Annotated in this window: 11 protein-coding genes; 4 read left to right on the top strand and 7 right to left on the bottom strand. The window is 61.2% G+C overall.

Annotation, left to right across the window (positions count from 1 at the left end; all coding sequences use genetic code 11):
- The first annotated feature begins 189 nt into the window (after nucleotides 1-189).
- Both LVJ94_15455 and LVJ94_15450 read left to right on the top strand, forming a co-directional pair.
- Nucleotides 190-1,116 (top strand): leucine-rich repeat domain-containing protein, encoded by a 927-nt coding sequence (locus LVJ94_15455; GenBank protein ID WXB08629.1) that lies wholly within the window; start codon nucleotides 190-192, stop codon nucleotides 1,114-1,116.
- A gap of 33 nt (nucleotides 1,117-1,149) precedes the next feature.
- Nucleotides 1,150-2,856, top strand: a complete 1,707-nt coding sequence (locus LVJ94_15450; GenBank protein ID WXB08628.1) for a hypothetical protein — start codon at nucleotides 1,150-1,152, stop codon at nucleotides 2,854-2,856.
- 7 nt (nucleotides 2,857-2,863) lie between these two features.
- Here LVJ94_15450 and LVJ94_15445 read toward each other — a convergent pair whose 3' ends face one another.
- The 4 genes from LVJ94_15445 to LVJ94_15430 all read right to left on the bottom strand — a co-directional run bounded on the left by LVJ94_15445 (nucleotide 2,864) and on the right by LVJ94_15430 (nucleotide 10,864).
- Complete coding sequence (locus LVJ94_15445) at nucleotides 2,864-3,949, bottom strand: CobW-like GTP-binding protein (GenBank protein WXB08627.1); 1,086 nt, start codon at nucleotides 3,947-3,949, stop codon at nucleotides 2,864-2,866.
- Between the two features lie 19 nt (nucleotides 3,950-3,968).
- Nucleotides 3,969-7,145, bottom strand: a complete 3,177-nt coding sequence (locus LVJ94_15440) for a non-lysosomal glucosylceramidase (protein WXB08626.1) — start codon at nucleotides 7,143-7,145, stop codon at nucleotides 3,969-3,971.
- Between the two features lie 599 nt (nucleotides 7,146-7,744).
- Complete coding sequence (locus LVJ94_15435) at nucleotides 7,745-8,512, bottom strand: hypothetical protein (GenBank protein WXB08625.1); 768 nt, start codon at nucleotides 8,510-8,512, stop codon at nucleotides 7,745-7,747.
- A 159-nt stretch (nucleotides 8,513-8,671) separates the two neighbouring features.
- Complete coding sequence (locus LVJ94_15430; protein ID WXB08624.1) at nucleotides 8,672-10,864, bottom strand: hypothetical protein; 2,193 nt, start codon at nucleotides 10,862-10,864, stop codon at nucleotides 8,672-8,674.
- A gap of 321 nt (nucleotides 10,865-11,185) precedes the next feature.
- Between LVJ94_15430 and LVJ94_15425 the strand changes: the two genes are divergently transcribed.
- A complete protein-coding gene (locus LVJ94_15425; protein WXB08623.1) occupies nucleotides 11,186-11,803 on the top strand; it encodes a hypothetical protein in 618 nt (205 codons plus the stop codon).
- A gap of 105 nt (nucleotides 11,804-11,908) precedes the next feature.
- On the opposite strand, the gene LVJ94_15420 is transcribed toward LVJ94_15425, so the two are convergent.
- Genes LVJ94_15420 through vgrG form a run of 3 tightly spaced genes read right to left on the bottom strand, consistent with a single transcriptional unit; the run spans nucleotide 11,909 to nucleotide 17,158 of the window.
- On the bottom strand, nucleotides 11,909-13,666 hold the full coding sequence (locus tag LVJ94_15420; protein WXB08622.1) for a PAAR domain-containing protein: 1,758 nt from the start codon (nucleotides 13,664-13,666) through the stop codon (nucleotides 11,909-11,911).
- The gene (locus LVJ94_15415; protein ID WXB08621.1) at nucleotides 13,663-14,907 is read right to left on the bottom strand and encodes a hypothetical protein; all 1,245 of its coding nucleotides are present in this window, start codon (nucleotides 14,905-14,907) and stop codon (nucleotides 13,663-13,665) included. The genes LVJ94_15420 and LVJ94_15415 overlap by 4 nt, the downstream gene beginning before the upstream one ends.
- A gap of 1 nt (nucleotide 14,908) precedes the next feature.
- Nucleotides 14,909-17,158, bottom strand: coding sequence for a type VI secretion system tip protein VgrG (gene vgrG, locus LVJ94_15410; protein ID WXB08620.1), 2,250 nt, complete (start codon nucleotides 17,156-17,158; stop codon nucleotides 14,909-14,911).
- A gap of 274 nt (nucleotides 17,159-17,432) precedes the next feature.
- On the opposite strand from vgrG, the gene LVJ94_15405 reads away from it, so the two are divergent.
- Nucleotides 17,433-19,109: a hypothetical protein gene (locus LVJ94_15405; protein ID WXB08619.1), complete on the top strand. Its 1,677-nt coding sequence runs from the start codon at nucleotides 17,433-17,435 to the stop codon at nucleotides 19,107-19,109.
- The last annotated feature ends 5 nt before the right edge of the window (nucleotides 19,110-19,114 follow it).

The following is a 19,114-nucleotide window of genomic DNA, read 5'->3' as shown; positions in this document are numbered from 1 at the left end:
ATTCGCGACGAGCACTGCAGCAAACAGGGCGAGCCCCGTTACCAGAGATACACGAGGGCGCTGAAGGCGCTGTGCGAGTCGTTGTGGTAAGCCAAAGGCGGTCAAAGTGGCCACCCTATACTTGACTCGAGCGCCCTTGTCGAGCGGGCCCTAACAGGCTAAGTATGGCCCTCGATGTCCCGGTTTTTCTTGAAATTTGTCGCTCCTGCGACCCTTCTCCTCGGCGCCTCCGGCTGCTCACACGAGGCAACGGCTCCCACCGTTTTGGAGGGTGTTGCCGCGGACGAGCGGAACGCCGTGCAGGCCATCTTTGCCCAAGCGAAGGTCGATGCCGGTCACGTCGTGGCGCACGACGACTTGTACGGCTTTTCATGGCGCGGCGGCGAGACTTACGCCGCTCAGCACGGGCGACCGGATCGGGCGGAAGCCATTCGCAAGCGGCGCGACGACGTACGCGACGCCATCGCCGTCGAAGACGGACATGTCGTCGCGTTGCGACTTTCTGGCTCGAAGTTGAGCGATGTATCCCTCGTATCCAAGCTGACGCACTTGGTCGTTCTCGATCTTCATGATTCGCAGATCGGCAATGCGAACGGCCTTTCCGCACTGGCGCACCTCGATCACCTCGATCTCGCGGGAAACCGCCTCGATAGCCTCGCCGAGATATCCGGACTTCCGATGCTCCGAAGCCTCAATGTTGCCGGCAATCCGCTCGACACCATCGACGGCCTCGATGCACTCCCCAGACTCGAGGTGTTGAACTTGGCGAACAGCCACATCTCGAAGATCGAACATCTGGACAAACTAGGCGCGTTGCAGGCTCTGTCACTCGCCGAAAACCCGATCGAGCGCATCGAAGGACTCGAGCAGAACGGCAATCTCGACGATCTCAATTTGTCCTATTGCCGGATCACCCGAATCGAGAATTTATCGGCGCTCAAGAAATTGCGCTCGCTGAATCTCTGGCACAACAAAATATCGAAAATCGCCGGCGTCGAAGAGGTCACCTCCTTGCTCTATCTCGGTTTGGGAGAGAATCCGTATGAATGGGACGATCCACGTAATCGAGAATTGTTGCCGAGCTTCGGGGCCGGGCGGCTCATTACCGTCATGTAGTGGCGGACGATTCATGCCCGCGCGGACGGAGGCATGAGCGACGCGAAGGCCGGGCGGTGGCTGCCCGACTTCCGTGCGCAACCTCGATGGGTCCAAGCCGTCAGCGCAGCGGCCCTTCTCGCCGGGGTCGTTCATTTTTTTCTCGTGGTGTGGGTCTTCATCGAGCGACGCCGCTCCCCCATCGAACTCGAGTGGATGAGCGGCGGCGTGTCGGACCACATCGAGCGCATCCTGGCGGGAAAGCCGCTCTACGTAGCCCCGGGTGCGGAGTTCATTCCGTACATCTATCCGCCGCTCCACCTTTGGCTGAGCGCAGGGCTCGCGTCGTTCATGCCGATTGCGACCGCGTCTGCCCTGGTGTCGATCGTGGCCACCTGCGCGGCCGGCGCGTTGGTCCATCGCGCGTCGCGCAAGCTCGGCGCCGGACCCTATTGGTCGGCGATGGCGGTCGCGCTCTTTCTCGGGGCCTATTCGTACACGGGATATTGGTACGACTTGGACCGCAGCGATTCGCTGACGGTGGCGCTGCTGCTGGGTGCATTGGTGGTGGCTCTCGGGACCGAGAGCACTGCACGAATGGCAGCTGCTGGAGCGCTGCTCGCGGCGGCCTTCTTCGCGAAACAGCCCGCGTTGATTTTCTTCGTGGTCGCGGTGGCCGTGCTCCTCCTGGTGCGTCGTGTTCGAGCCGCGGTGTCCATGAGCGTGGGGTGGCTCGTCGTCTGGGGCCCTGCCCTTGCGATCTTGACGCTCCGGAGCGACGGCTGGTTCTGGTTCTACTGCCTGAAAATGCCGGCGGCGCACGGGATCAGTTCGAAGCTCATCACCGTCTTCTTCGTCATCGACGCGACCGACGCGTTCGCGATCAGTGCAGCGGCCGTCGCCGTCCTGACGCGACTCGGGCGGGCTACGCTCGATGCACTTCGGAAGGTGTCGAGCCCTCCAGAGACGAACGACGCACTCCTGTTCGCGTTCGTGCTCGCGGCGCTCCTCACGTCGGCGGCAAGCCGGTTGCACGTCGGAGGGCATCGAAATGTCCTCGTGTTCTTCACCACGTTCGGTTCGATTGCCTTTGCAGTCACGTCTAGCCGCCTCACGGCAGCCGAGTCATCCTCGCCCGTGGTGCGGGGCCTGTTGGCGGCGGCCGCGCTTCTGCAGCTCGGACATTTTCTCTACGATCCGGGGGAGGCCATCCCCACATCGCGCAACGTGAGCGACGCGCGGATGGTGGAGGCGCGGGTCCGCGAGCTGGAGAAGAAGGGAGACGTGCTAATGCCAGGGCGAGGGCACGTCACCGCGCAGCGCCACTTCCACGTCATGGCGCTCGTCGACGTACTCCGCGCCGGGCTTCCGCTTCCGGAGGACCTGGTCACCGGCCTGCGTGAACGCAAGTATGCGGCATACGTCCTCGACGACTTCGACGAGCTGACCCTGGAACTCTGGTTGGGCCATCGAAGTGACGAGCTCTATCAATTGGTGCTGCGCAACTACTTCGTCGCCGAGCGCCTCGACGATCGCCAATCGTGGCCGGTCATCGGATGGAAAGCGCGTCCCTCTTGGATCCTTCGTCCGCGACGTATGCCCCTCACGGAATTGCCCATCGAAGCCGTCGAGCAGCGTCGAAGGATCGAAATGAGCTTGGCCGAAATGCGCATGCGTGAAGTGCAAGCCGGCGCTGCCAAGGTCAACGAGGGCGACGACATCGAAGAACGGGCGGCGCAGCTCGTACGCTCGCCCGAATGATCCGTGGCTACATTCGATGGGTGGGAACCGGAACGCCGGGCTGAAAGACGTCGCCGCGTCGGATGCTGCTCTCTGTGCCAGCCGCGGCGTCCGCCGCTTGGAGAGATTCGGCGATCAAAGCATCGAGTGGACCGGGTGCAATCCGCACGCGCGCATTCAGAACGACCTCCGCATGGTCCGCCGGTGATGATTGCTCGGCATCGAACCCGATCTCGCCGGGGGCGTGGGTCATGCTGGCCTTCGTCGTTCCCCCGGACGTCACCAATCGGATTTTAACGTGGCCGAGGAGCGTGCCTCCGTCCGTGCCTTCACGAAGGGCTTCCAGAAAGGTGCGTGCCCAGGAGGTCGGAACGAAGGTGCCATGCACGGCACGCACGGTGAACACTTGATTCGTCCACGCGAGCTCGGCTTCGGCGGCCCCATACCGATCGTAGTCGATGTCGAAGGCGCGCCGCCCACCCGTGGCGGCCCATTGGGCCATGATCGCTTCCAGTCCTGCGCCGGTTCGTGACGAGAACGGGCTGACCGCGGCATGCGGAAAACGTTTTCGAAGGTCGGCGCACACCGCGGTCAACACGTCGGGCGGCGTGATATCGATCTTGCTGGGGGCGAGGATGTCGGCCTCGTCGAGCTGGTGCCGATAGAGATACGCCAGATCGGGTTCTTGGCCCATTTCGGGCCGCCAGAACTGGCTCATGAGCATGTACCGAATGGGGTCGACCACGACGGTGAGCGGTGCCACCGTCAAGCGGTCACCGTGAATCTTCTGAAGCGGCCGCACGACGGTCGCTTGCAAGTCCGTGCAACTTCCAACGGCTTCGGCGAGGACCACAGTGGGACGAACGTCGGCCTCCAGTCGATCGATGGTGGCTGTGAGATCTTCGAACTTGCAGCAGAAACAGCCGCCGGTAACCTCCCCTACCCCGGCAATTCCCGCGTCGCGCGAAAGCGCCGTATCGACGAGATCGGCGCCTTGATCGTTGGTGATGACCGCAACACGCTCGCCCGCGGCCTCCAGCCGCTTGCCGGCCTCCAACATCGTGGTCGTTTTGCCGGCACCGAGATAACCACCAATTGGCACGAAACGAAGCATCTAGTATCCCTCGATCGGTTCAAGCGAACTGCAAAACGACGGTGAGCGTATGCCCCGCGGCAACGGTGACGGCGTTCCTCAGCGCAATTTCGGTACGATTCCCCCGTGACGTCTTCGTCGCCGAGAGGTTCGCACCGTCGAGCGTCACGGTCACCGAGCTCGCGGCGGTCGGTGTCTCGAAGGCCAATGAACGGAGTCGCACGTCGCCGTAGCGAACCTCGATCCGACAGGTTTGGGTGCTGGCCGTGCGCTCTTGTGCATACCTGCCCCACCCCGCTGCGCCCGTGAACGCGCACGCGAAGTTCTCGGGATCGACCTTCGGTGCGAACCCGAGGTGTCCTTTGGGTCCGTGGTACTCGTAGCCGCACGCGGCGAGGAAGACCGCATGCCCCATCATCGCGCGGCTGTAATGGTCGCTGCACTCGATCTCGTTGTAGGGATTGCGCTTGGCGGCTTGATATCGGTCGTAGACTGCGCGGGTGACGGCCATCGCTTGGTCGGTCAGGCCTTCGGCGAACATTCCAGCGGCCGCCTGATACTCCAGGCCGGTCCAGACTTCGTTGAAATAGGCCACGGCGACGGGCCAACCTCCGCCCGGAGCTTCTCCGCCACCACCGAATGGCCACGTGCACGAAAGCAGGCCCGCCTCTTGATTCTTCGCATAAATGCGCCCGCCGTCCCCAATGGGGCTTTGGGCTCGATAGGCAATCGGATCGGGGAGGAAGTTGTATTTGTACAAGTTCTCCAGTGCGACCTTCGACTTGTCGGCCGGAAACACGCGGGGCAGCCCGAGCTGCGACGCGAACGTCTGTCCGAACAGCTGATCGACGTAGCATCCGCGGTTGCTGTTCGTGGACGGGTGTTGCGGGTCGACGTTCTGAATGAAGTAGCCGTACGTGTCGTTCCAGAGCTGCTCGGTGAGGTACTTCGTTCCCCTCGTGGCGAGCGTCCGACAGCGCGAGGCAAAGATCGGATCGAACATTTCGTTGGCCATGGCCTCGCCCGCGCGCAATGCAGCCACGTACATCCCGCTGATCCACGGAATTTCGCCCCACCACGCTTGATCGAGTGTGTTGAGTTGCTCGCCTTCCAAGATGCCGTCGTTATCGCGGTCCTGGCCAATCATGTACTGAATGGCCTTCTTCACCCGAGGCCATACCCGGTTGAGAAAGCTTGAATCGGCCGACATTTGGTGTTCGCGATAGACGCGCAAGATGGTACCGCATTGGCCATCGGCAGCGACCCGGCGATCGCCCTCGGCCCGATGGTCGAGCGCGCCCGTGTCCGAATGGTACGCAATGCCAAGGTCGACCCGCTCGCGGGTATCGCGCTCCAATTCGGGAAAGATGCGGGCGATCGACTGCGCATAGTTCCATACGTGTTGGCATGTACCTATGCAGCAATACACGCCCTCGAAGCCGTAGAAACGACCATTGTCGAATCGGTAACAGGTGGTCGTGGCTGCGGTGGACACCGGAGCGAAGGTTCGTTCCAAGAACCAATGCGGCAGCGTCGAATCGTTGTACCAGGTATTCACCCATGCCCGCGTGGCCGAGAGCAGACGCTCCCGTTGCTGGGCCAGGTGCCCGAGTGCCGCGCGGGCGGTTTCGAAGCGCGTGCTGTAGTGATGAAGGAACTCCTCGGCCCCGATGAGGCCCGCGAACAACTCCCGACGCGGGAGGGGAAACGACCATCCGATGGCAAATGTCACCGTCGTCGATGCACCGGGCGCAAGGTCGAGCGCGACCCTGACGGCACCGGAAATCGTGCGCAAGCTCGCGTCGACGTCGAGTGGCCCGGCGGCGGCGTCGAACACGTCGTCGAGGGAATCGAAGCGCTCGAGCGAGGGTACGGCCACGGCCCTTGGATCGAACGCGGCCAAGGCAAAGGTCCCATTGTCGGGAAGTTCGTCGAACGGCATGGCGCTCGGCGGTAGATCCGTGAACACGATCCAGTCGCAGTTGATGTGCCCCCAACCGGCGGTGGCCGTGTCGACGATCTCGATGGTCGCCGTTCGCCCTTCGTAGGCGTGCACGTCGATGGTGCGCGGCGCCATGAGCTCCGTGTTCGCCCCCGTGACCGAGCCGACGATTTGCCCGTCGACGCGCACGTTGACGCATGCTCGATTGGGGATGCCCCCGCCTCCGACCCACACGCTGACGTACCGGCGCTCGACGACGAACGGGGCGCTGGTGAGGGTGCCCGTGGCAGCATCGGCGCGCCCGAGGTCTCCGCCGGAACCGCGGAAATCGTGGGAAGTCACGAATCGCGTGCCGTGGACGTGCAGGGGACCAAATCGCTTCATGTACTCCGGAAGCTCGGCCTCGGTGACCGGCCCCGCACCGAACGCGGTCCCCGTCACTGTCCAGCCGGCATACGTCGCCGCTTCGAAGTCTTCGAAAAGGATGTCGGGACGTGGATCCGTATGCACCGGCGCGTCGGCCGCGGAAAACTCGATGGCCTTGCCGTCGCCGGCGAGAAACTCCGCCGCGCGCAGCCGCAGCGGCTGCTGGTGACGACTGTCCAAACATATCGGGGCGTCACTGAAACCGGCGAGCTCGGCACGCACGGGTGCCCCCGACGCGTTGCGCAACGTGTAGACCAACACGGTCGCCGGAAGCGACGAGTCCGCCGCACTCAGAGGCACGAAGGGCGAGAACGCCTCCAGGGTGATCTCCAACGGGCTATCGGCGGCAGCATAGGTCACCTTGCCGAGGGGGTACTGGCCGGTGAAGGCGATACCCGTCGCAGGAAACCCATTTGCATCGAGCGAGCGAGTCCGCACGCCATCGCTCGTCGTCGTGCGCAACGCGAAGCCCTGCCGGAAACGCGGACGGTACGTTGCGGCATCAATATAAGACACGGGCGCTGCATAGTGGCCGCCGCCGAAATCCAAATCCCCCGTAGGCGGGGTCGCTGGATTGTCGATATCCCACCACCAAAGACGGCCGTCTCCACCGAGATACAATTGGCCTGCCGTCACACCACCAACGGGCATGCCAATATGAAATAAGGCATCGCCGCTGTAGGTGGTCGGTGTGCCGCGCGTCGCCAGCAGACGTAGCTGCTCCAGATCGCGGCCTTTGTCGGCTGGCACCGCCAGCGGTCCGTCTCCCGACTCCCCGTCCGCGCATGACGCGAGCATCAAACTGGCCAAGCTGCCGATGGACATCGCCACGAAGCCGCGGCGACTCACATCGGGGAGCGACCGGGCCCCACCCGGCTCGCAACAGCTGCCATCCTTTGGGTCGGTCCCTGCACCGCTGCTGGTCGAGGGGACACATGTTCCAACGAAAGATCGACGCCGCACTGGTACCATTGGAGAATGGAACTTTCTGCGAGGCACCGAGCGCCTCGGCAACCTGGGAATCCGTCAGATTACCTAGTATTTTCGCGTAACCTAGCTCGTTTGATGCGCCAAGCGCGCCAGACGGGGCGTCCCCAAGTCACCGCGTGTGCGATGAGTTCACCTGTGTGAGCCAACGATAGTCCCGACGGAGCGAGATCCATCGCGGTCCGCCGCGGCCCGCGACGTTTTCTTGCAAGATGCGCAACGCGTAACGATGTTCGGGAAACAACTCACGAATTTCGCCCTATCTGGAATACGCGAACTCGCCCCAAGTCGTTGCGGATGCAGGGCGTTCCAGTTGCTGCTCGCTCTCTGCAACGCCGGCTCGCGTTACGCCTGAGCCGCCACGGCATGAATATTCCTCTCGCGATTTGCAATTCCCTAGTACTCCGCCATATGAATTCCTGAAGTAGGGAGGAATTGCGCAATGTGATTCAGCCATTTTCTCAAACGCCGAACTTCGCCCACACGGCAATGCGAACGGCGATGCCGACCAATCCCGCGATCCCCAGTGCAGCGTAGACGGAGGGGTAAAAGTAGGTACGATAATTGGCGACGGACCTACTCGTCCGTTCGACCATCTCGTGCGTTCGCGCCTTGTAGTTCTCAATCTCCTTATGAAGAAACTTCATTCGGTCCTTCACCAACTCCTTCGTAAGAAGATTTTGCGCCGTGCAATGTGTACACGTGACGAACGCTTCCACGCTCGCTGGAAGCTCCGCTCCGCAGCATCGGCATCTGGCGTTCAATCCCGGTTGAAGTGACGCCCGCGCCCGCAATCGAGGCAGCATGGCCTTGTGATACGCGCGGAGTAGACGGATATAACCGAAGCCGACGCCGAAGAGCACTCCGGCAGGCACCGCGCAGAAAACAATCTGCTGGTTCACGATCTCGCGCTGTATCTCGATGGGGACCCCATTGATCGGATCCAATAGGATTTGAAACCTTCGAAGGTATGCCGGCAGATCCAACATTGAAAACACCACGATTACCCCCATGGCCATCAAGATGTACCTGCTGTACTGCACGTAGAGCCGTCCCATGGCGAGGGCGGGCGCGTTGAGGGAATCGTCTTTGGCTTTGATTTCCTTCAAGCGCGCTCGCAGTGCCGTCACCCGTTCCGCAGCATCCAGCGGCATCTCTTCGCACGCGTCGCAATATTCGCATTTGACGACAATATTGCCCTGCACCGCGCCGGAGGTCTCCTCCCTCATCGGGGCTGCGCACCGACGGCACGGTATCGGGATCCCCGATGCAAGGTTCGTCGGCGCAACGGCTGGCCCGCCACTATAGGGCATTGCTTCCATGACGAATTCTCCTTCGATTGTGCGGTTCGTGTAGGGGAACTATTCCCGTTCCTGTAACGCGGTCAATCATCGCGACAGGATTGAGCGTACGCTAGAAGACATGAACATCTCCGATGCGGCGGGCGACGGCTTCATCGGCGGCATCATTCCGTCGACTACCATGCTGCCAACCGAGTCCAGGCGCGCTGACGGAAACGCGGGCAAACCCGGGCGCGCCTCGCCACGCTGCCAGGTGAGATGGTACCCCGTTTCGACGTCGACGTACCTGCCCAAACCAATGGTAGTCAACGCCTCTCGATCATAGAAAGATTGCGCCATCGCCGGATTCGACGACGGCGGACCAACGGAGCCATCACTGGCAAACAGCTCTTCGAGTTCCCGAAACGCATTCGATCGGATATCGACTCGACCGTCGCGGAGGTACCGAAGGAGCAGCTCGTCCGAATCGTCCGCGGATATGCGCGTTTCCGTGAGCAGCCCGTCCGTAAAAATGTGAAGAAGGCGCTGCCCATCCCAGACAAGCCGAATCGCTGTACCGGTCGATGAGGTTCGCTCGATGCAGCGACCAAATGCGTCATATCGATACTCGAAGATGACCCCCTGTGGGCTTCGGACGAGAACGAGCGCGTCCCAAGCGTCGTACTCGAAGCCCCACACGTCCTCTCGCTCGCCGGCGAGAACTCTCTTCTCGTAGACGCGCCCTCGCTCGTCCCACGAATAGTGCACGGCAACACCACCAACACGCATCATTTCGAGACGACCGCCTGCCAACACAGTAGCGGTCGCGCTCTCGTCCGCATAATACGCGGCAATCACCGTCGTGCGATCCCATCCGTTGGTGTCCAGCAGCTGAAGAAGCTCATCACCCCGACTGGTGCGGGCGTGAAGCACCCAGTTGCCCTCCCCATCATACGCAAAGAATTCACTCGGTAGGTTCGTACCACGTCGGACAATGGCACGAAGGCGTCTTCGGCTGTCATAGCGGAGAATGACATCCTTGCCCATGCCGTTCGACGTGACGGTCAAAAATGACGGGTGACCTCGCGTATCGTATGAAGCCTGGAGGCGGACGGGGTCCACTCCTGTGACTTCGTAGACGCACTCTGTGACGTGCCCTGCGAGATCGCGCTTCATGGATAGTCGCGCGCCGAGCGACGTTCTCCCGAGCTCCGCATCGTTTGCGTCGCGCATATAGCTCACGGCAACGTCACCCAGCCGAATGTTGGAAATGCACATATTTTCGTCCCACTGCATGCCTATGTCCGGCGCCTCATTGCACGCGATATGAACTTCGCGCCCAAGGGTATCGAATTCGCGCTGGATGATCGTGTGGGATAACGGGCCATCCGTCCGCGTGACGACCATCTCTCGCTCGCATTGACCGGACGAATCGTAAGTGAGTTCGACGATCGAGTCCTCCGTTTCGCTCCACGTGAGAAGACCATCGTCATCGTATTCGAAGCGCCTCTCCTGAGCACCGCTTGATGCGCGAATCACGCGCCCCGAATCATCGCGCTCGAACTCCATCCGTGTCCCCGACCGCGCTTCGCTCTGCACCTCCACGGAGACCATGCCGAAGTTGGAATACTCTACGCGCACGTGCCGCCCGTCGAAGGTGTGCAACGCGACGACCCGGTCATCGGCATCGTAGTAATAGTGTTCCCTGGCCCCTGCCGCGTTCAGCACCTCGACGAGCTGGCCCGGCTCCCTTCCCCATTGCAGTCGCCCAATCAATCCCTCCCCATCGACGTGCTCGAGCGCACGACCGTACAGATCGTGGCGGAGAGCTTCATGCGTACCGCTCATTCCCAGCGTGACACGCCCGTTGAGTGTATGCTCGACTCGAGACGTCGTTCCGCCGCGGTGAATCGATGCGACGGGCCGATCCAACTCGTCGGTTACGTGCTCCTCGGTCCCCCCGAGCGGGTCAGTGACTTTCGTGCAGCGACCGAAAGCATCGTACTCGTAGCGAACGAAATGGCCTTTGAAATCACTTTCACCTTCTAAATTACCAAACGAGTCGTAAAGACTCGTCTGCGTAGCCCCCCATGGCGTTTTGACGGAGGTACGCTCTCCGTGAACGTTGTACGTCAGTTCCCAGATCTCACTTTCTTGCTCTATCAAGACAAGAGAATGCCCGTCATCGTAATCCGCACAAATATCCCGAACGCCCTCACTGCGCGCGACGATGCGGTGGTAGTCATCGTAAACCCAGAAGCACGACTCGTTTGGGCAGCGACGGGCGATGAGATGCCCCATCGCATCGTATTCGAACGTAGTCATCCGTTGTGCGGCGTCCGCGACGCGCGCGAGACGTCCTACGGCATCGAACTCGAACGATGATCTGCGTCCCAAAGGAGACGTTGCCGCAATGATGCGCCCCGCAGCATCGAGCTCGTAGGTCCAAACTTCACCATACGCGTTGCCAGCGATGGTGCGGCGCGCCACGAGATCGTACCGGAAGTCACGTAAATGGTACCCGTCCATTCCACTGACGCGTGTACATCGACCCTCGCGATCGTACTCGACGTAAAACACTGCACCCTCACGCTTCGTCACCAGAGCCAGTAGACGATTCGCGTGGTAGGCGTACGTGACGGCACGCCCACCTCGATCCTGGACTTCGACGAGGAGACCTTGCTCGTCGTAGCGATATCCGCAAGCGAAGTGCCGCCCGCCATCGGGGGTCATCAGCTCGACGAGGGCAATGCGATCGTCCATATAGGTGAGGGTCAATGCACTTCGAGAACGCGCATGCTCGAGCCGGACGATTCGACCATGCGCGTCGCGAGCGAGTTCAATCCGGTTCGGACCGCGATACTCGATCGCCTGCAAGCGCCATTGGCTCCCCATCAACGCAAACACGTGGGTGACGAGGGCGCGCCCGCGCGCGTATTCGACGACGCGCACGCCGCTCGTGTCGACGCGTTCGAGCTCGATGCGGTGCCCCGTATGCGCCATCCGGCCATCGACCCGAGCACGAAGATCGATTTCTTGGCCGTCTGGTCGCACGTAGACGAACCCGTGCACGGTCTGCAGCAGCCGATGATCCCAGTCCGCACGCCAACCCGCTCCGAACGGTGCAGAATCCTCCCGTCCCCACGCCGCTACGTAGAGCTCTCTGCGCACGAAGAACGAGGAATAATGCCGCGTCACGGCGAGCGGAAGAAGCGCGTTCCGGCAAAAGTCAGTGCATGAATCGGTAACCTCACCGGTCGCCACGTCCACGGCGGGTCGCGTGGCGGTCGGGGTGGGCTTCGTCGCGGAATGACCGCCTCTCAGGAACGTACGAGCCCTCACACGTCAAACCTTCGTTTTGGTGACCGCTTCACTCGCGCGCTTCGAGGCCGTCTCCTTGGCCTCCTTCTCCGCCGCCTCTCGAGCTTGTTTCGCAACGGCCTCTCGGGCGCGCTCCTTGTCGTAGACCGGTTTCAGCGTGGGATCGTTCGTCTCGTTGCGAACGCGAATCGCCTCTACCGCCTGCTCATCGCTTACCTTGTCGGGCGTTGTGCCGCGATCCTGCGCCATCAGCAACTTCGTATTGTCGATATCGGCTTGGCGAGCCGCCGCTCGCTTGTCCCGCGCTTCCTGCTTGCCGGCTTGCTCCTTGGTGCGCTTCGCCTTGATCTCGTCGAAGGCTTGCTTTCTTTGGTCCGACTCTTTCTCGTAGATGCTCGTGGTCTTTAGCTCCTCACGCTTTTTCGCGAACGCCTCGGCCTCCTGCTCCCTTTTCATGAGAGCCAGCGCGGCCCGCGCATCCGCACGTTTCTCGGCGGACGTTTGGGCCTCTCGCCCTCCTCTTGCAGCGACGATCTTGGCCTTGGCCGCCTCGAACCGTGCGGCCTTTGCCCAGCGCGCGCCTCGTTTGGTGAGGAATCCGCGCGCTTTACCTACGAGAACGGCGGTCTCGGGCATGGGGAATCCACCGATGGCCACATCCATTTGCGTTGGGATGGCGATGGTCCCCCATGGCGGCGGTGCTCCGGGGTCCTTCCCGAGGAGCTTGTCCAATGACGAGCGAAGAACGTCCATCACGAGCGTCTCCCCGGCGCCGACCCTCGCCTCGTTCTCCGCTGCGATGGCGGCTTGCTGGGCCTCGACCGCCGCGTCCGCGGACGCCGCTGCGGTCTGCGCCGTCGGGTCACCACCTTTTGCGGCTTCGTGCTTTGCCTTGGCGTCATCACGCGCCTTCTGCAGGTCCCGCTGCGATTTGTCCCATGCGTAGGCCGCCGACGCTGCACCCAAGAGTGCGGTCGGCCCCGTCGTCCATTTGTTTCTCCACTTTGCGAGCTTCGGATCCTCGCCCTTGCTCGACTTGACGAAAAATTTGTCTTTAACGACCGCGATGAACGCTTGCGTGCCGTTCTTCGGCACCGGCGGATCTCCGGGCTTCACGGGCGGTGTGGGCTGGCAATACTTGACGAGATCCCCTACGCGCGCGGCTCGCTTGCCACCAATCTTGACGCTGCTCGAGCCCGTGAAAATCTTGAAGAACGGCGATAGGCTGCCACACCCAATTGCATAGCCAATATCGTCCGTCGTGGCCGCCGGCATCCCGTGGATCCGCACCGTGGGGCATCCCGTGACGACCTGTCCGAGGCTGAACAAGGGGACGGGCGGCGCCGGAGGCACCCAGCTAGGTGGGTGCTGATGCGTATGGAATTGCCCGATGAATACCGCTCCGATGGTTGCGGCCGGCAGCTCGAAGTAGCTATTGGCAGCCTGGCTAATGGGATTCAGCATGAGCAGCCGGTCGAAGGCGTTACCCGCAATTCCGTCGACATACGAGGCAAACGTCGCGGAAGGTTGGGTCACGAAGTCAGCGATCTTCATGCCCAGATCGTACGCATTCTTGAGACGGTCCACGGTCTTCTTGGTCTTGTCGAGCCCCGTGTCCGTCGGGCTCGCCGGCGGGTCGATGATGATGTCGAGTGCTTTTTGAATCCCCGGATCGATGTCGTCGAGCAGACCCCAGCTCGGGTTCTCCGCCTTCGCGGCGGTGAGCTTGTCCTTATAGGTCTTGACGAATTGGCCCGTCTTACCCTCCGCGGTGACGATCATGCCGCTCCTCCGACAATGACTTGGTATTCATGGATCTCCCGTGCATACCCCGACGCGATGTCGCGATGGCCCGTGCGCGATGCATAATCGTGAAGACGCGTCAGAGCTCCCAAGAGCATGTTGTAATTTCCTTTTTCGCGCGTCTCGTTGGCGCATGTGGTCCAAATCTCCAGCGCACCACCCCAGTTTCCCATTGCCGCGCGGGCATCGCCACGCCGGAGGAGAAACTCTGCGTGAAGGTCGTCCTGGCGCAAGGCTTTGGTGGAAACGCTTCCTACAGCGCACGCCATTTCTACCTCGGCATGGTTTCCGCGCGACGCAGCATGGGAGGCTAAGGCATGCGACGCGTTGGCCATCAACGTCATATCCTTGTGTTCGGTCGCTATATCGAATGCTGCCATGATGGCATGGTGTGCGCGCTCCGGGGCGTTGGCCCGACGGAACGCCTCCGCAACCTGAAGCAACACGGCCCCACGCATTTCCGGCACGTCATATTGCGTGTAGTACGCATAGAGACTCCTTAACTTCGCCATCGCTTCGGTCAGCATCCCGAAGCTCACCTCCACCATCGCGCATTGCATGAGCGCCTGAACGCGCTGCCCTGGCAAGAGCTCTGGATTCCCAGCATCCTCGATGAGCTCTCCGACGATATCGGCCTGCGTAAGCTCCGTCTCGAATAGCACCACGCCGGGTGATCGCGCATTCAGAGCGGACTGCATGAGAAACGAATTTGCTTTGTCATCCCGCAGAACGAAGCGCACGCGCGCCATCCATGGTTCGAAGCCCGATTGCGGGAGCAAGGCCTGCACTACGCGAGCGTGGACGTGAGGATCTCGTATTTCACTTGGCAAGATCGCGATGAGCAAATGAGTCTCATCGTCCTCGGGCAACCACGATGCGAAGTGCGCGAACGTCATCCTCAGTCGAACGAGAGGGTCGGCTTGGTGCGTCCAACACGCCTCCGGAGCATCAGGAAGTGTCACATCGTCTGGGGCCTCCTCAGCCCGCAATTCGTCCATCCGCTCGAGGACCATGGCAATGAGGACATCGACGTAATCGACGAGGCTTCCCATTACGGGATTCAGATCGAGATAGACGAAGTGCGGCACCCCGTCGATCCCCTCGAGGCAGCGTACGACGGGCAACAGCTCCTCGTCGTACGAGCGCAGGATCAGCACCGTAGCTTCGCTCTGCTCCGCGAAATCCGCGAGGGCGCGATGGACTTTCTCGATGAGCCTCATCTCAATTGATTTTCACGAAACCGCCCGAGACCACACAGTTGGCCTTTGCCGAGAGAGTAGCGTTGGTGGCTTCGAGTTTTCCCGTTGTCTTGTCCAGGGTGACGTTCGACGACGAACACGTCAAAGCGATCGACGTAGTGCCATTGATCGCGATACTTCCATCCTTCTTCAGCGAAATGGACGACGTTCCACATTGCAAAACGAGTTCGTCCGTCGCGAGCAAGGTAATCTTCTTATCCTTCAGTTGGATATTCTGCGATTCGTTCGTGACGGTCACTCCTTTGGGGCCGGTGGCGTCCATCGCGCCACCATTCATCTTCAAACTGCCGTCGCCGGAAGTTTCCCATAGCAAGACCGTACGCGCGGCCCTCGTCTGATAGTCCTCCGAGCACTCCGTTTCGGCATTCTTCGTATCCAAATAGGTCAAATCGGAGACACTCGTGACGTAATTGCCATTACTGATACTAACTTCCCGATTACCGAGTGACACTTTGAGAGAATCCACGCCCTTCGTGACGATGCGCTCTCGCCCCATGCCAATGGTGACATGTTCCTTCTGGCCGACGACCTCCGTCCGATTCAACTCGACCGTGGTTCTTTCTTCGCCGCCCACGCTCTTCGTGCGCATTCCGCCGACGGTGATGGCTTGCAATCCGCCGACCGTGGTCGACTGCACTGCGCCGACGGTCTCGTTGTGGCTATGCAAGACGACCGTCTTCCGGTCTCGTTGCGCGTGGAGGAAAATCTCCTCCTGGCCGGCTTTGTCTTCGAACGTCAATTCGTTGAAGCCTTTTCCGCCGGGAATCGTCAGGGTGCGGATGGTGCTCTTGGAGGAGAATTCCTCGGGGCGGTACGTTTGGTCGTTGTCGCCGTTGTAGAGGGCGCCGGCGACGAAGGGGCGGTCGATGTCGCCATTGAAGAAGTTGATCACGACTTCGTCGCCCACGCGGGGTGGGAACCAGATGCCGCGGTCGCCGCCGGCGGCGGGGGTCATGACGCGTAGCCAGCAGGAGCTCTTGGCATTTTTTTCGTCGAAGCGGTCCCAGAAGAAATGGACCTTCACGCGGCCGTACTGATCGACGAACGGGGCGCCGGGATCCCCTCCGACGACGAGGGCGGATTCGGGGGCGGCAGGGGGTTTTGGCCGGCGCGGGGGCCGCAGGCGCGTGTCGTTGGGGACGGCGTTGAAGTTGGCCACGAAGGCGGGGCCGCCGCCGCCGGTTTCGGCGATGCCCGAGCGGTGGCCGCCGAGGTTCATGTCGGTGATGAGGAGCGCGCGGTTGAATGCGTCGTCATCGTGGCCGGTGATCGAGAAGGTGCGGCCGATTTGGAGGCGTACGCAGGAACTCTTGCCCGAGAAGACGGCGGCGTCGCTGCGAATCTCCTCGAGCCGGCGCTGCGCGATGCCGTTGCCATCGGGATCGACCTTGTCGTAGTCGCCCGCATAGAGGTACGTCTCGCGCGCGGGGCGGTTGCCATGGTGATGCGGCTCGCGCACCTCGGCACGTACCGTGAGATCCGTGCGAGGATGCTCGAAATGGTAGTCGCGGAGGGCGACCGAGCCGGGACGGAGCACTTGCCTCCGCACCATGCTGGCAACGTGGTCGATCGACACGGCGCCGCCCGTGGCGCTGTACGGGAGATTCGCGTCTCCATCGATGGCCGCGTATCCGCGGGGCGCATCGACGAAGACGACGGTGCTCTTCTTCTCGTCGTGGGAGAAGATGAAGTGAATACCGTCTTCGGCCAAGATGCGTGAGAAGAATTCGAAATCGGTCTCGTTCTTTTGTACGCAGTAGTTTCGCGCTTGTGGGCGGCGTTCGAGGCGCCACACGAGCTCGATGCCGTAGGGCCGAACGAGATCCATGATGATCTCCTGGACGTTCTGCCCCTGAAAGATGCGCGAATTGGTGATGTAGTCCAGCTCGGCCAGGGCGGGGACGAGGGTCACCGTGACTTGGTGTTGCCTGCCCTTCGACGTCGTGCCCTGCGGCGTAACGTGGGCAACGATACCGCGCACGATGCGCACGGGTTCGTCGTGCCGAAGAATTCGAAATTCGCCGGCTCGACCGAGAAGCTCTTCGATCGTGTGAATCTTCTCGTCCTTGACGACAGCGTCGATCTGCCACGCGAAAAGCTCCGAGAGCCGCTCCCGCCCCTTGAAGCGTGCGACCACCAGGTCTCGTTCGTCGAGTTCTCCCGCGCGTAGGGTGTATGTGAGCTCATCAACCGCGCTTTCGAACATCGACATGACCATGCGGAGTTCCTCCACTGCGTGAATCTTGGGGGATTCAGATCGGCGGGGTGTTGCTCATACCGTCGGCCCTCCGCGTCGGGATGTTGCTTGGATTCGTCACCAAATCGGCCGGTTCCGGCCTCATGTTGCGCGAAATCTCCCACGCGCGAAGTCGCACTCTTCCGCGGGCATCGGTTCCCGACCGGGCGGAACGAGCCAGTTCGCAACCCGCACGTGGCGCGGGCCGATGAACGCGTCGTGGTGGACCACGCCAAGGAAAACATCTTCGATGACGCCGAAACTTTCTCCCCGAAGTCTTCCGCTCTTCACTCTGTTCAGTGCGTTCGTCGGCTTCACCCCTGCGTGCAGCGGGGACATGCAAGACGCCTCGGACAGCGAGACCACCTCCGGTTTGTCCGCCTCGGACGACGAGTGTGCGGCACGAGGCCTTCTCGCGAGCGCGCCATTTACCTGCACCGCCATGAAGAGCGCCTTCTTCTTTGCGGGCGATTGGCAAAATGGCATCAAGTATTACGAGTACCCGTCCGTCGACAATCGCGACAAATATACGCTACACCCAGCGGATCCAAAGCACTTGGGCTGGTCCGAACAGCAGACGAATAGAAACTTCGCAATAGACCAAATCTCCTTGGCGGGATTCAACGTCATTGACATGTCCACTTGGGGACCGCGCGGTACCGACAACTGGGCCCAATATGCCCCCATGCAGACGTCCACGCTGGCTCACGATGAGCTATTCGAGACTTCGTTGAATCGCAATATCCTGATCATTCCGGTGGTAGAAGATTTCAAACCCACGTCGAACTCTCGCGGAATCAGCTTTCCCTTGGACTTCGGCCAGAACAAACGGCTCCGTGATGCCATCGTCGACCTGGTGAACCGGTACATCCGCTATCCGAAGAACGCCAAATGGCCATCAAAATGGGCCCAGGTCTACGACGCTGAACCGAAACCACGCTACGCGATCACGCTCATGCATGTGTGGTCTCAGGTCCTCTCGGCATCGGATCCACGGGCCGACGAGACATTCGCATCCTGGATTCATCAGCTGGCGGAAGACGTGAAGGCCGAAACGACCTTCGACGTCGGATTCCTGCTCGATGCATTCCCACCCGATCCCGACTACCCCAACGCTTACTATCTGACTCCGCAAAAGGCCGGTACGCACTTGAAACAAACGCGAGAGGTCCTCGCCATTCGCCCGTACTTGAGCGAACTTTTCAAGATGAAGCTCTCCGATGATGAGAGATTTCGAACGAAGCGGAGCGAAGCCGTAGGCTGGATTGCGGAGGGTCTTCCCTACATTCTCGATATCTCGGCCGGTTACGATGGGCGGTTCGTCCACCAGAACCCCTACGTCTATGGCAACGACGACATCTGGAGAAACGATCAGGGAGCGATCCGCGGCCTAGGGCAGTCGGGAATTTCGTTCACGGCGTGGAATGGATTCACGGAAGGGTGGGCCGGCATGCCGACATCGGAGTCAGGCCGAGACGGGACCCCAGGCGATGCGTGGAACCTATGGCTAAAGGCAACGCTCTCGGACGATGCGCGCAGCTGTCACTACGAGCATTTCATCAATGGACGGCCAACCCACAAACTGACTGGCCCGATATGCGAAAAGTGGGTCGCGAAAGACGGCAACCGAGGCCCGCTTGGAATGCCGCTGACGGGGCTGAAGGGCAACCAAACCACAGGAGTTACCAGGGCCGAGTTTCAATTCGGATACGTCCTTCATAAGGGAGGGACGATTGCACATGAAGTGCACGGCCTGATTGCGAAAAAGTACGCCCAGCTCGGTCTCGATGGCAGCTATCTCAAGGCGCCGATCTCCGATCAGGAAGATTTGACCACATGCGCCGGAGGTGTCCGGGGCGCGATCAGCCGGTTCGAGGGAGGGACCATCGATTGGTGCGACGGATGGCCCGAGGCACGAAACCACTAACCACG

The sequence above is a fragment of the Sorangiineae bacterium MSr11367 genome (assembly GCA_037157805.1).
In the GTDB taxonomy this organism is placed as follows: Bacteria; Myxococcota_A; Polyangia; order Polyangiales; family Polyangiaceae; genus Pendulispora; species Pendulispora rubella.
Note: the sequence above shows the minus strand (reverse complement) of the source record. Positions and strands in the feature narration are given on the sequence as shown.